A 12,811-nucleotide genomic window follows, 5' to 3' on the forward strand; every position below is an offset into this window, starting at 1 on the left:
AGGACACCGCCCTTTCACGGCGGTAACAGGGGTTCGAGTCCCCTAGGGGACGCCAATTTTTTACCTGCGTTTTGCAGGACTTATAAGGCTCATTCGCTTATTGAATGGGCCTTTTGTTTTTTCTGCCTTCCAAAAAATCCAGCTGTGCCGATCAGTGGCCGCAGATTCCGCTTGCCAGAAAATATTATGAGAATAATATGTCGATCATAATATTTAGAGGTGAGCCATGAGCGACAAGAAGAGCAAGACCCGCCAACGCATCCTCGATGCGGCGCGCAGCGCACTGGTCCAGCAGGGCCCGGCCGATCCGAGCGTAAGCCAGGTCATGGGCGCCGCGGGGCTGACGGTCGGCGGCTTCTATGCCCACTTCGACAGCAAGGACGAGCTCATGCTCGAAGCCTTCAGCCAGTTGCTGGCCGAACGCCGTGCCTTGCTCGCCCAGCTCGATCCAGCCCTTGACGGTACCGAGCGTCGGGCCTTGGTCGCGGCCTTCTACCTGTCGCGCAAGCACCGCGATACCGAGGTGCAGGCCTGCCCGATTCCCAATGCGCTGAGCGAAATGCAGCGCCTGCCCGACGCCTTCCGTGACGTGCTGGCCGAACACATCGAGTTGATGACCGCGCAAATGGTCGACCGCCCCGAGGACATCGACAAGGCGCTCGCCGATTTCGCCCTGATGGTTGGCGGCCTCGCCGTGGCCCGCGCCCTGGGCGACGGCGAGTTGTCCGACCGGATACTGCGTGCCGCCAAGTCGGCGGTGATCTGAGCAACCTGACCCTGGAGCAAGGCGATGACTAGCCTGAGCTGGATTCGTGGTGTCAATGGCACCCTCGGCCACCTGGCCCCTGAACATGTCGCCGGCAAGATGCGCCGTGCTTTCATGACCCCGCGCAACCTGCCGCCTAAACCGTGGGAGCTGCCGCTGCTGGCCAGGGCCGAGCGCATCACCTTGCGCTTCGGGTTGTCGGCGTTGCGCTGGGGGCAGGGGCCGACGGTACTGCTGATGCATGGCTGGGAAGGGCGCCCCACCCAGTTCGCGGCACTGATCGAGCGGCTGGTGGACAGCGGCCATACCGTGGTGTCGCTGGAAGGGCCGGCACACGGGCGTTCGCCCGGCGAGCAGGCGCATGTGGTGGCGTTTGCCCGCGCGTTGCTCGAGGCTGCCGCCGAACTGCCGCCGCTGCGCGCGGTGATCGGGCACTCGATGGGCGGCGCGAGTCTGTTGCTGGCGCTGCAGTGGGGGCTGCGCACCGATGCGGCGGTGAGTATTGCCGCCCCGGCCCGCTTGCTCGGCGTGCTGCGGAGCTTTGCCCGGCGACTGGGCTTGCCGGCCCGGGCCCGGGCCGCGTTCATCCGCCAGGTGGAGCGCGATGTCGGCGTCCAGGTGGCGCGCCTGGATGTCAGTGCCTATCAACTGGACGTGCCGGGGCTGGTAGTACATGCCGAGGACGATCCCGTGGTGGCCGCCAGCGAGGCGCCGTTGATTCACCAGGCCTGGTTCGACAGCCGCCTGCTGCTGCTGGAGGAGGGCGGTCATCAGCGGGTGCTGGCCGATCCGCGCCTGGGTCAGGCGGTGATCGAGCTGCTCGCACGCTCCACCGAGCGGGCGCGGCAAAGCGCCTGAGCATCCGGTACACTCTGCCCGTTCACTGAAAACCAGGAGCGGGCATGAGCTGGGATCTGGCGGCACCATTCATCATCGACCTTCGCGTCGGCAGCGAGGATATCGACGGCCTCGGCCACGCCAACAACGCCGTCTACGTCACCTGGCTGGAGCGCTGCGCCTGGCGCCATTCCCAGCGTCTGGGGCTGGACCTGGCCGAGTATCGTCGGCTGGATCGGGCGATGGCGGTGGTCCGCCATGAAATCGACTACCTCGCCGCCGCCTATGAGGACGACGAGCTACAACTGGCCACCTGGATCATTGATTGGGACCAGCGCCTGCGCATGACCCGGCGCTTCCAGCTCAAGCGCCCGAGCGACGGCGTGACCTTGCTGCGGGCACAGACCACCTTTGCCTGCATCGAGCTGTCCAGCGGCAAGCCCAGGCGCATGCCGGCAGAATTCATCGACGGCTACGGCCCGGCGCTGACCGGCAGCTGACGGCTGCCAGAAGTTTGCTAGACTGCCGCCTTTTTCGTGGCGAGACCCTGAAATGCAAATTGCCCTGGCCCCCATGGAGGGGCTGGTCGACAACATCCTGCGCGACGTCCTGACCCGTGTGGGCGGTATCGATTGGTGCGTCACCGAGTTCATCCGCGTCTGCGACCGCCTGCTGCCGGCCTCTTCGTTCGACAAACTGGCGCCGGAGCTGCGCCAGGGCGCCCGTACCGCCGCTGGCGTGCCGATGCGTGTGCAATTGCTCGGCTCCGACCCGGTATGCCTGGCTGAAAACGCGGCGCTGGCCTGCGAGCTGGGCGCGCCGGTGATCGACCTGAACTTCGGTTGCCCGGCCAAGACCGTCAACAAGTCGCGCGGCGGGGCGGTGCTGCTCAAGGAGCCGGAGCTGTTGCATGCCATCGTCCGTGAAGTGCGCCGGGCGGTGCCGGCACATATCCCGGTGACCGCGAAGATGCGCCTGGGCTACGACAGCCCCGACGGTGCCCTGGACTGCGCCACGGCGCTGGCCGAGGGCGGCTCGGCGCACCTGGTGGTGCATGCGCGGACCAAGGTCGAGGGCTACAAGCCGCCGGCCCACTGGGAATGGGTGGCGCGGGTGCAGGATGTGGTCAAGGTGCCGGTGTTCGCCAATGGCGAGATCTGGACCGTCGACGATTGGCGGCGTTGCCGCGAGGTCAGCGGTGCGCAAGACATCATGCTGGGGCGCGGGCTGGTGTCGCGCCCGGACCTGGCCCTGCAGATCGCTGCGGCCCGCGATGGCGTCGAGTACCAGCCGATGAGCTGGGAGGAGCTGCTGCCGCTGCTGCGCGAGTTCTGGCGCCAGGCCCAGGACAAGCTGTCGCCACGATACGCCCCGGGGCGGATGAAGCAGTGGCTGGCGATGCTGACCCGCGGTTATCCCGAGGCAGTGGCGTTGTTCGCCGAGTTGCGTCGGGAGGATGACTGCCAGCGCATCAGCGGCTTGCTGGGGATGGAGTTGCAGGCCGTGGAGGTCTGTGTCGCCTGAGCCGGCCCCGCGCTGAGACCCAGCGCAGCGCAAATTTTTTCATGCCAGCCCTTGAAAGCGTTTCGCCCGGACATATCTCTTGAGTACGCGATGCCGAAGTCGGGTCGCGTAGTGACTTAACTTGCTGAATCTCAGGAGTTCATGACCATGACCACCGCTTTCTCTCTCGCACCACTTTTCCGCAACTCCGTCGGTTTCGACCGCTTCAACGACCTGTTCGAAGCCGCCGCCCGTAATGAGGCGGGTAGCAGCTACCCACCCTACAACGTGGAAAAGCATGGCGATGACCACTACCGCATCGTGGTCGCCGCCGCCGGCTTCCAGGAGCAGGACCTCGACCTGCAGGTCGAAAAAGGCGTCCTGACTGTAACCGGTGGCAAGCGCGACAATGCCAGCGAAGGCGTCACCTTCCTGCACCAGGGCATCGCCCAGCGCGCCTTCAAGCTGTCGTTCCGCCTCGCCGACCACATCGAGGTCAAGGGCGCGGGCCTGGCCAACGGCCTGCTCAGCATCGAACTGCTGCGCATCGTGCCGGAAGAAGCCAAGGCCAAGCGTATCCCGATCAACGGCGACAAGCCGGCGCTGAACTGACTTCAGCGCAGTGAAGAAAGGGCACCTTCGGGTGCCCTTTTTGCGTTCTGCGGCGCATCCAGCCCTCAGTAATCCGCCGGTGCCTCCAGCAGGATCTGACGAAACTCCGGCAGCGGCAGTGGTCGGCTGTGCAGGTAGCCCTGGTACAGATGGCAGCCCTGGCGCTCGAGGAACTCCAGCTGCTCGGTCAGTTCCACGCCCTCGGCAATCACCGCGAGCTCCAGGCTGCGGGCCATGGCGACGATCGCGCGGACGATCTCGGCGTCGTTGGGGTCGACCGGCGCGTCGCGTACGAAGGTCTGGTCGATCTTCAGCGCATCCACCGGCAGGCGCTTGAGGTAGGTCAGCGACGAATAGCCCGTGCCGAAGTCGTCCATGGCGAAGCTCACGCCGTGGTGCTTGAGTTCGCGCATCTTGCTGATGGTGTCCTCCAGGTTCTGGATGACGATGCCTTCGGTGATCTCCAGCGTGAGCATGCGCCGGGGCAGGCGGTAGTCGTCGAGGCTGCGCAGCACCCGCTCGACGAAATCGTTCTGGCGGAACTGCCGTGGGCTGATGTTGACGCACAGGCTGAAGTCGTCAGCGTCGATCAGGCCGTCGGCGAGCATGCGCGCGCAGGCGTCGCAGGCTTCGTCAAGGATCCAGCTGCCAACCTCGAGGATCAAGCCGCTTTCTTCGAGAACCTGGATGAACTGCGCCGGAGGCTGCTGCCCCAGTTGCGGGTGGTGCCAGCGCAGCAGCACTTCGGCACCGACGATACGGTTGTCGCGGGCATCGACCTGGGGCTGGAAGTGCAGGGCCAGTTCACCCCGGGCCAGGGCCAGGCGCAGGTCGCTCTCCATGCGCAGGCGCTCGCTGGCGGCCTTCTGCATGGTGGTGTGGAACAACTGCGTGGTGTTGCGCCCGGAGTCCTTGGCGCGGTACAGGGCGATGTCGGCGCGCTTGAGCAGGTCGGCGGGGGTGGCGCCATGGTCGGGGATCAGCGCCACGCCGATGCTCGGCGTGACCTGCAGGCGCTGGCCGTCCAGCGACATCGGTTCGGCCAGCAGCTCGCGCAGGGTGTCGGCCAGTTCGCGCACCTTGTTTTCCACCTGCTCGCGGCTGCCTTCCAGGCCGCTGAGCAGCACCACGAACTCGTCGCCGCCCAGGCGCGCCACGGTGTCTTCCAGGCGCACGCTGGCCTCGAGGCGGGCGGTGATGATCTTCAGCACCGTGTCGCCCACCGGATGGCCGAGGGAGTCGTTGATGTGCTTGAAGTGGTCCAGGTCGAGGAACAGCAGGGCGCCACGCAGGTTGTGGCGCTTGAGCAGGGCGATCTGCTGGCTCAGGCGGTCCATCAGCAGGGCGCGGTTGGGCAGGTTGGTCAGCGGGTCGTGGTAGGCCAGGTGGCGGATCTGCGCCTGGGCGTTCTTCAGCAGGCTGACGTCGCGGGCGTTGATCAGCAGGCAATCGGTCTCGTTGAGATTGATCGGCTCAACCGACACTTCCACGGTAAGGATGTCGCCGCGCTTGTTGCGCCCGAGCATCTCCCGGTGATGCACCCGGCCGCGCTCGCGCAGCTCGTTGAGCAGGGCGGCGCGCTGCTTCTCGTCGGCCCAGATGCCGATTTCGTAGACCGTGCGGCCCACCACCTCCTCGGGGCTGTAGCCGGTCAGCCGGCTGAAACCGTCGTTGACCTCCACATAGCGCCCGCTGTGGCGCTCGGTGATGGTGATGGCATCGGGGCTGGAGTGAAATGCCTTGGCGAACTTCTCCTCGCTGGCCTTGAGCGCCGCCTCGGCGCGCTGCTGCTGGGTGATGTCGCGCAGGGTGGTGACGCTGCACGGTTGACTGTCGACGCTGATCAGGCGGCTGGAGATGACGCAGGTCAGCGGCGTGCCGTTGCGGTGATTGACCACCACCGCCACATTGCTCAGGGCCTGGTCGCGGATCACCCGTTCGATGCGCTGGGCGCGTTCGGCCGACTCGGCCCACAGGCCGATTTCCTCGGCGGTGTGGCCGAGGATCTGCTCCGGGGCCCAGCCGAAGGTCTGGCTGAAGGCCGGGTTGATCTCGATGAACTGGCCACTGTCCTGGCGGGTCACGCAGATCGGGTCGGGGCTGACCTGGAACAGGCTGGCGAATTTTTCCTCCGAGGCCGTCAGGCGCTGTTCACGTTCCACCTGGTCGGTGATGTCGAGCAGGGTGCCGGCCATGCGCAGCGGGTTGCCCTGGTCGTCGCGGTACAGGCGGGCACGGCTTTCGATATAGCGCGAGCTACCGTTGTCGAGCTGTACGCGGTAGGTGATCTGGTAATTGCCCGCCGGCCCTTCGCGCAGGCTGCGGTAGGCCTGGCGCATGACGCTGCGTTCGTGCTCGGGGACGCCTTCGAAGAAGGCCTCGAACGATTCGTGGAAGGGCACCGGGTCCAGCCCGTGCAGTTGTGCGGCGCGGGCCGAGCCGTAGAGCATGCCGCTGGGGATGTGCCAGTCCCAGGTGCCCAGCTGGGCCGAGTCCAGGGCCAGGTCGAGACGCTCCTGGCTGTCCTTGAGCGCCTGTTCGGCGCGTTTGCGCTCGGTGGTGTCGACGAAGGTGCTGATCAGGTAGGTGACACCTTCGAGTTCGATGCCCTGGGTGCAGAGAATGCCATCGTGAATCTTGCCGTTGGTGGCGCGGAACTGCACCTCGAGGGTCAACGGACCGCTGCCGGCGCGGGTGGCCTCCAACACCTGGTGACGTTGCTCGGGGTTGACCCACAGGCCCAGTTCCACGCTGGTCTTGCCGACCACCTGGGCGCCCGGCCAGCCGAACATGTGCTCGAAATGCTGGTTGACCTCGATGATCAGGCCGTCGTGGCGGCGGGTCAGGAGAATGGCGTTGGGGCTGAGGTGGAACAGGGTGGCGAAGCGCTTCTCCGAATTGATCAGCGCGGTTTCGCGCTCGCGCTGGCGGCTGATCTCGCGGATCACCCCGATCATCTGTGGGCGACCATGGGGGTCGTGGGTCAGGCTGCCGTTGATCTCCAGCCAGTGCACGCTGCCATCGGGCCAGCGGATGCGATGGCGCATGGCCTGCTCGACCGGTTCGCCGTTGACCACGGCCTGGAACGCCTGGCGCGTACGGGCGCGGTCCTCCTCGGGCAGCAGGTCGAGGTAGTCGACGTCGTTGGGTAGCGGGCGTTGCGGGTCGAAGCCGAACAGCGCCTGGGTACCCCGCGACCAGCTTACCCGGCCACTCTCGATGTCCCACAGCCAGGCGCCCAGGCGCGCGGCATTGAGCGCGGCCAGCAACTGGGGAGCGTTCTGCCAGGCCTGTTCCGACTCCTGGGGGTCGGCCGCGGGAATACGGGGCAGGCGCGGAAAGCGGTTTGCTGATTTGGGCATCGATACCAGACCTTTGGCGGAAAACGCGTCCTTGTGGAGAGAAATGCCTTGCCTGCGACCGGTCAGGCAACCCCGGCGTGGCTGTCGAGCAGTGCCATGAAGGCCCTGGCCGCATTCGATAGCGTGCGCTCCGTGTGCAATATGTAGCCTAGCTGGCGAGACAGCTGTATGCCGGGCAGGGCGATGGGCGCAACCTGCTCATCGAGCATAGTACGTGGCAGCACACTCCAGGCCAGGCCGATCGACACCATCATCTTGATGGTTTCCAGGTAGTTGGTGCTCATGGCGATGTTCGGCACCAGGCCCTGGCTTTCGAACAGGCGCTGGACGATGTGGTGGGTGAAGGTGTTGCCGCCGGGGAACACCGCCGGGTGGCGCGCCACGTCGGCCAGGCTGACTACGCCGTTGCTGGCCAGCGGGTGCTCGGGCGAGGCGACGAAGTCCAGGGCGTCGTTCCACACTGGAACCGCTCGCACCAGGTGATGCGGCTCGGGTGCCAGGGTGATCACGGCGATTTCGGCACGACCATGCAGGACCTCGTCGTAGGCCGCCTCCGAGTCGAGGAACTGGATATCCAGGGCAACCGCGGGGTACTGGCGGGTGAAGGCGCGCAGCAGCGGCGGCAGGCGGTGCAGGCCGATGTGATGGCTGGTGGCCAGGGTCAGGCGACCGCTCACCGCTCCGGTGAGGTTGGTCAGCGCGCGGCGGGTATCATCCAGTACATTGAGGATCTGGTAGGCACGAGGCAGCAGGGCGCGGCCGGCCTCGGTCAGGGTGACCTCGCGGCCCAGGCGGTCGAACAGGCGCACGTCCAGTTGCTGCTCCAGGCCGGCGATGCGCTTGCTGATGGCCGGCTGGGTCAGGTGCAGGCGTTCGCCGGCCCCGGAAAAACTGCCGGTTTCGGCGATGGCGATGAAGGCGCTGAGATTGGCGAGGTCCATTCAGTTCGAATTCCTGATGGTTATGCAAAGCATGAAAATTATGAATTTGAGTTATTCAATCTATCGCCATAGCATCGTCCGTACAAGCCAAGGGGTCTTTGGCATAGAAAGACGCTGATGAGGAACAGTCTGATGGCTGGCAAAACGCTCTACGACAAACTCTGGGAAGCTCATGAGGTCAAGCGCCGCGATGACGGCTCGTCCTTGATCTACATCGATCGCCATATCATCCACGAAGTGACCTCGCCCCAGGCTTTCGAAGGCCTGCGCCTGGCCAGCCGCAAGCCGTGGCGCATCGATGCCAACATTGCCACCCCTGACCACAACGTACCGACCACGCCGGAGCGCAAGGGCGGTATCGCGGCCATCGCCGACCAGGTGTCGCGCCTTCAGGTGCAGACCCTCGATGAGAACTGTGACGAATATGGCATCGTCGAATTCAAGATGAATGACGAGCGTCAGGGTATCGTCCACGTGATCAGCCCGGAGCAGGGCGCGACCTTGCCGGGCATGACCGTGGTCTGCGGCGACTCGCATACCTCCACCCATGGCGCATTCGGCGCCCTGGCCCATGGCATTGGCACTTCCGAGGTCGAGCACGTGCTCGCCACCCAGTGCCTGGTGGCCAAGAAGATGAAGAACATGCTGGTTCGCGTCGAAGGCCAATTGCCCGCTGGCGTCACTGCCAAGGACATTGTCCTCGCCGTGATCGGCAAGATCGGCACCGCCGGCGGTAACGGCCACGCCATGGAGTTCGCCGGCAGCGCCATCCGCGAGCTGACGATGGAAGGCCGCATGACCATCTGCAACATGTCCATCGAAGCCGGTGCCCGTGTGGGGCTGGTGGCTGTCGACGGCACTACCGTCGCCTATGTCGAAGGCCGCCCGTACGCGCCGAAGGGCGAGCAGTGGACGCAGGCCGTCGAGGCCTGGAAAGGCCTGGTGTCCGACGCCGACGCCGTGTTCGACACCGTGGTCGAGCTCGACGCCGCGCAGATCAAGCCGCAGGTCAGCTGGGGCACTTCGCCGGAGATGGTCCTGGCCGTCGACCAGCGCGTGCCGGACCCGGCGGCCGAGCCCGACCTGATCAAGCGCGGCTCGATCGAGCGCGCCCTCAAGTACATGGGCCTGGCCGCCAACCAGGCGATCACCGACATCCGGCTCGACCGCGTGTTCATCGGCTCGTGCACCAACTCGCGCATCGAAGACCTGCGCGCCGCCGCCGAGATCGCCAAGGGTCGCAAGGTCGCCGCCAACGTCAAGCAGGCGCTGGTGGTGCCGGGCTCGGGCCTGGTCAAGGCCCAGGCCGAGCGCGAAGGGCTGGACAAGATTTTCCTCGAAGCCGGCTTCGAGTGGCGTGAACCTGGCTGCTCGATGTGCCTGGCGATGAACCCGGACCGCCTGGAAAGCGGCGAGCACTGCGCGTCCACCTCCAACCGCAACTTCGAAGGTCGCCAGGGCGCCGGTGGCCGTACCCACCTGGTCAGCCCGGCCATGGCCGCCGCCGCCGCGGTGACTGGCCACTTCATCGATGTCCGCGAGTTGATCCAAGGGAGCGCAGCATGAAAGCCTTTACCCAGCACACCGGCCTCGTCGCGCCATTGGATCGTGCCAACGTCGACACCGACCAGATCATCCCCAAGCAGTTCCTCAAGTCGATCAAGCGCACCGGCTTCGGCCCCAACCTGTTCGATGAATGGCGCTACCTGGACGTCGGCCAGCCTTACCAGGACAACAGCAAGCGCCCGTTGAACCAGGACTTCGTGCTCAACCACGCGCGCTACCAAGGTGCCAGCGTGTTGCTGGCGCGGGAGAACTTCGGTTGCGGCTCGAGCCGCGAGCATGCCCCGTGGGCACTTGATGAGTACGGTTTCCGCAGCGTGATCGCGCCGAGCTTCGCCGACATCTTCTTCAACAACAGCTTCAAGAATGGCCTGTTGCCGATCATTCTCGACGCCGCCGAGGTCGACGAGCTGTTCAAGCAGGTCGAGGCCAACCCGGGCTACCAGTTGACCATCGACCTCGAGGCCCAGGCCGTGACCCGCCCGGACGGCAAAGTGCTGAAGTTCGAGATCGACGCGTTCCGCAAGCACTGCCTGCTCAACGGCCTGGACGATATCGGCCTGACCCTGCAGGACAGCGACGCGATCAAGGTGTTCGAGGGCAAGCACCGCGCCAGCCAGCCGTGGTTGTTCCGCGATTGATCGAAGGCCTCATCACCACGCGTGGAAGCGGGCTTGCCCCGCGATGAGGCCCGTTGGACACTGAGTTTATCGGCGCGCCGACAGGGCGCGCCGCTTGATTGGATAGAGGAAAGCATGAGCAAGCAGATTCTGATTCTCCCAGGTGATGGCATCGGTCCGGAAATCATGGCCGAGGCGGTCAAGGTGCTGGAACTGGCCAACGACAAGTTCCAGCTCGGCTTCAGCCTCACCCACGACGTGATCGGTGGCACGGCCATCGACAAGCACGGCGTGCCGCTGGCCGACGAGACCCTGGAGCGTGCGCGCCAGGCTGACGCCGTGTTGCTGGGCGCCGTGGGTGGGCCGAAGTGGGACAAGATCGAGCGTGACATCCGCCCGGAGCGCGGCTTGCTGAAGATCCGTTCGCAACTGGGCCTGTTCGCCAACCTGCGCCCGGCCATCCTCTATCCGCAACTGGCCGACGCCTCGTCGCTCAAGCCCGAGATCGTCGCTGGCCTGGACATCCTCATCGTCCGCGAGCTGACCGGCGGCATCTACTTCGGCGCGCCACGCGGCCAGCGCGAGCTGGAAGGCGGCGAGCGCCAGGCGTACGACACCCTGCCGTACAGCGAAAGCGAAGTGCGCCGCATCGCCCGCGTCGGCTTCGACATGGCCCGTGTACGCGGCAAGAAACTGTGCTCGGTGGACAAGGCCAACGTCCTGGCTTCCAGCCAGCTGTGGCGCGAAGTGGTCGAGGAAGTGGCCAAGGACTACCCGGACGTCGAGCTGAGCCACATGTACGTCGACAACGCCGCCATGCAGCTGGTGCGCGCGCCCAAGCAGTTCGACGTGGTGGTGACCGACAACATGTTCGGCGACATCCTGTCGGATGAAGCTTCCATGCTCACCGGTTCCATCGGCATGCTGCCGTCGGCGTCGCTGGATGCCGACAACAAGGGCATGTACGAGCCGTGCCACGGCTCGGCGCCGGACATCGCCGGGCAGGGCATCGCCAACCCGCTGGCGACCATTCTCTCGGTGTCGATGATGCTGCGCTACAGCTTCAACCAGACGGCCGCCGCCGAGGCGATCGAGCAGGCGGTGAGCCTGGTGCTGGACCAGGGCCTGCGCACCGGTGACATCTTCTCCGAAGGTTGCCGCAAGGTCGGTACGCAGGAAATGGGCGACGCAGTAGTCGCAGCGCTGCGGAATCTGTAATCTCTCTGGCCCGCCACCCAAAACTCCCGGTGGCGGCCCACTTTTAGCAAAGGTGTAGTTGCGATGAAACGTGTAGGTCTGATCGGTTGGCGTGGAATGGTCGGTTCCGTGCTCATGCAGCGGATGCTCGAAGAGCAGGACTTCGACCTGATCGAGCCGGTGTTCTTCACCACCTCCAATGTCGGTGGCCAAGGCCCGGCGGTGGGCAAGGACATTGCGCCGCTCAAGGATGCCTACAACATCGAAGAGCTCAAGACCCTCGACGTCATCCTGACCTGCCAGGGCGGTGACTACACCAACGAAGTATTCCCCAAGCTGCGCGAAGCCGGCTGGCAGGGTTACTGGATCGACGCGGCCTCGTCCCTGCGCATGCAGGACGACGCGGTGATCATCCTTGATCCGGTCAACCGCAAGGTCATCGACCAGCAGCTGGATGCGGGAACCAAGAACTACATCGGCGGCAACTGCACCGTCAGCCTGATGCTGATGGGGCTGGGCGGCCTGTTCGAAGCCGGCCTGGTCGAGTGGATGAGTGCCATGACCTATCAGGCGGCTTCCGGTGCCGGCGCGCAGAACATGCGTGAGCTGATCAAGCAGATGGGCGGTATTCACGCGGCGGTCGCCGACGACCTGGCCAACCCGGCCAGCGCCATCCTCGACATCGACCGCAAGGTGGCCGAGGCCATGCGTGGCGAAGGCTTCCCGACCGACAACTTCGGCGTGCCGCTGGCCGGCAGCCTGATCCCGTGGATCGACAAGGAACTGCCAAACGGCCAGAGCCGTGAAGAGTGGAAGGCCCAGGCCGAGACCAACAAGATCCTCGGTCGCTTCAAGAGCCCGATTCCGGTCGACGGCATCTGCGTGCGGATTGGCGCCATGCGTTGCCACAGCCAGGCGCTTACCATCAAGCTGAACAAGGATGTGCCTTTGGCGGATATCGAAGGCATGATCAGCCAGCACAACCCTTGGGTGAAGCTGGTGCCGAATCAGCGTGAGATCAGCATGCAGGAGCTGAGCCCTACCCAGGTGACCGGGACCCTGAACGTGCCGGTCGGGCGTTTGCGCAAGCTGAACATGGGGTCGCAGTATCTCGGGGCCTTTACCGTTGGTGACCAGCTGCTGTGGGGGGCTGCGGAGCCGCTGCGGCGGATGTTGCGGATTCTGCTGGAGCGGTGATCTGGGTGGTTTGAGTTTGGATTTTGAAGGACCCGTGTTGCGAGAGTGATGCGGGTTTTTTTATTGGTGCTAGATTGGTTGTTGGTTGTTTTGATTTTTTTATGCACATTCATTTGCGATGTCGACGCTTATTCACCTTTCCGCCCTTACGGCGGGTTCCTTTTTGAAGGATCAAAAAGGAACCAAAAAATCCTCGCTCCATTCATCCGGCCC

Annotated in this window: 11 protein-coding genes; 9 read left to right on the plus strand and 2 right to left on the minus strand. The window is 64.9% G+C overall.

What is annotated here, in order from left to right:
- Window positions 1–226 precede the first annotated feature (226 nt).
- The 5 genes from ACODS9_RS26005 to ACODS9_RS26025 all read left to right on the plus strand — a co-directional run bounded on the left by ACODS9_RS26005 (window position 227) and on the right by ACODS9_RS26025 (window position 3,718).
- Window positions 227–766 (plus strand): TetR/AcrR family transcriptional regulator, encoded by a 540-nt coding sequence (locus ACODS9_RS26005; protein WP_023631831.1) that lies wholly within the window; start codon window positions 227–229, stop codon window positions 764–766.
- Window positions 767–790: 24 nt separating this feature from the next.
- A complete protein-coding gene (locus tag ACODS9_RS26010; RefSeq protein ID WP_489095082.1) occupies window positions 791–1,624 on the plus strand; it encodes an alpha/beta fold hydrolase in 834 nt (277 codons plus the stop codon).
- A gap of 44 nt (window positions 1,625–1,668) precedes the next feature.
- A complete protein-coding gene (locus ACODS9_RS26015; RefSeq protein WP_023632910.1) occupies window positions 1,669–2,103 on the plus strand; it encodes an acyl-CoA thioesterase in 435 nt (144 codons plus the stop codon).
- Between the two features lie 52 nt (window positions 2,104–2,155).
- Window positions 2,156–3,127, plus strand: coding sequence for a tRNA dihydrouridine synthase (locus ACODS9_RS26020; protein ID WP_489095083.1), 972 nt, complete (start codon window positions 2,156–2,158; stop codon window positions 3,125–3,127).
- 147 nt (window positions 3,128–3,274) lie between these two features.
- Window positions 3,275–3,718 carry an Hsp20 family protein gene (locus tag ACODS9_RS26025; protein ID WP_046854716.1) on the plus strand — a complete coding sequence of 148 codons (444 nt, stop codon included), beginning with the start codon at window positions 3,275–3,277 and terminating at the stop codon, window positions 3,716–3,718.
- Window positions 3,719–3,783: 65 nt separating this feature from the next.
- Here the strand turns inward: ACODS9_RS26025 and ACODS9_RS26030 are convergent, their stop codons facing one another.
- Together ACODS9_RS26030 and ACODS9_RS26035 are read right to left on the minus strand one after the other, a co-directional pair.
- Entirely contained in the window at window positions 3,784–7,080 is a 3,297-nt protein-coding gene (locus tag ACODS9_RS26030; protein ID WP_401106045.1) for a PAS domain S-box protein, read from the minus strand.
- Window positions 7,081–7,142: 62 nt separating this feature from the next.
- Complete coding sequence (locus ACODS9_RS26035; RefSeq protein WP_046854718.1) at window positions 7,143–8,021, minus strand: LysR family transcriptional regulator; 879 nt, start codon at window positions 8,019–8,021, stop codon at window positions 7,143–7,145.
- Between the two features lie 132 nt (window positions 8,022–8,153).
- Here ACODS9_RS26035 and leuC point away from each other — a divergent pair, with 132 nt between their 5' ends.
- The 4 genes from leuC (at window position 8,154) to asd (ending at window position 12,598) form a co-directional block, all read left to right on the plus strand.
- Entirely contained in the window at window positions 8,154–9,587 is a 1,434-nt protein-coding gene (leuC, locus tag ACODS9_RS26040) for a 3-isopropylmalate dehydratase large subunit (protein WP_489095084.1), read from the plus strand.
- Window positions 9,584–10,225 (plus strand): 3-isopropylmalate dehydratase small subunit, encoded by a 642-nt coding sequence (leuD, locus tag ACODS9_RS26045; protein ID WP_401106041.1) that lies wholly within the window; start codon window positions 9,584–9,586, stop codon window positions 10,223–10,225. Before leuC ends, leuD begins: the two co-directional genes overlap by 4 nt.
- Window positions 10,226–10,339: 114 nt before the next feature.
- On the plus strand, window positions 10,340–11,422 hold the full coding sequence (leuB, locus tag ACODS9_RS26050; RefSeq protein ID WP_489095085.1) for a 3-isopropylmalate dehydrogenase: 1,083 nt from the start codon (window positions 10,340–10,342) through the stop codon (window positions 11,420–11,422).
- A 63-nt stretch (window positions 11,423–11,485) separates the two neighbouring features.
- Window positions 11,486–12,598 (plus strand): aspartate-semialdehyde dehydrogenase, encoded by a 1,113-nt coding sequence (gene asd, locus ACODS9_RS26055; RefSeq protein ID WP_023630514.1) that lies wholly within the window; start codon window positions 11,486–11,488, stop codon window positions 12,596–12,598.
- Window positions 12,599–12,811 lie beyond the last annotated feature (213 nt).

The organism is Pseudomonas sp. FG36 (assembly GCF_057809275.1).

What these genes read in the sequence shown, in the direction of transcription:
- ACODS9_RS26005 (WP_023631831.1), top strand. Translation starts at nt 227, where the DNA reads ATGAGCGACAAGAAGAGCAAGACCCGCCAACGCATCCTCGATGCGGCG.
- ACODS9_RS26010 (WP_489095082.1), top strand. Translation starts at nt 791, where the DNA reads ATGACTAGCCTGAGCTGGATTCGTGGTGTCAATGGCACCCTCGGCCAC.
- ACODS9_RS26015 (WP_023632910.1), top strand. Translation starts at nt 1,669, where the DNA reads ATGAGCTGGGATCTGGCGGCACCATTCATCATCGACCTTCGCGTCGGC.
- ACODS9_RS26020 (WP_489095083.1), top strand. Translation starts at nt 2,156, where the DNA reads ATGCAAATTGCCCTGGCCCCCATGGAGGGGCTGGTCGACAACATCCTG.
- ACODS9_RS26025 (WP_046854716.1), top strand. Translation starts at nt 3,275, where the DNA reads ATGACCACCGCTTTCTCTCTCGCACCACTTTTCCGCAACTCCGTCGGT.
- ACODS9_RS26030 (WP_401106045.1), bottom strand. Translation starts at nt 7,080, where the DNA reads ATGCCCAAATCAGCAAACCGCTTTCCGCGCCTGCCCCGTATTCCCGCG.
- ACODS9_RS26035 (WP_046854718.1), bottom strand. Translation starts at nt 8,021, where the DNA reads ATGGACCTCGCCAATCTCAGCGCCTTCATCGCCATCGCCGAAACCGGC.
- leuC (WP_489095084.1), top strand. Translation starts at nt 8,154, where the DNA reads ATGGCTGGCAAAACGCTCTACGACAAACTCTGGGAAGCTCATGAGGTC.
- leuD (WP_401106041.1), top strand. Translation starts at nt 9,584, where the DNA reads ATGAAAGCCTTTACCCAGCACACCGGCCTCGTCGCGCCATTGGATCGT.
- leuB (WP_489095085.1), top strand. Translation starts at nt 10,340, where the DNA reads ATGAGCAAGCAGATTCTGATTCTCCCAGGTGATGGCATCGGTCCGGAA.
- asd (WP_023630514.1), top strand. Translation starts at nt 11,486, where the DNA reads ATGAAACGTGTAGGTCTGATCGGTTGGCGTGGAATGGTCGGTTCCGTG.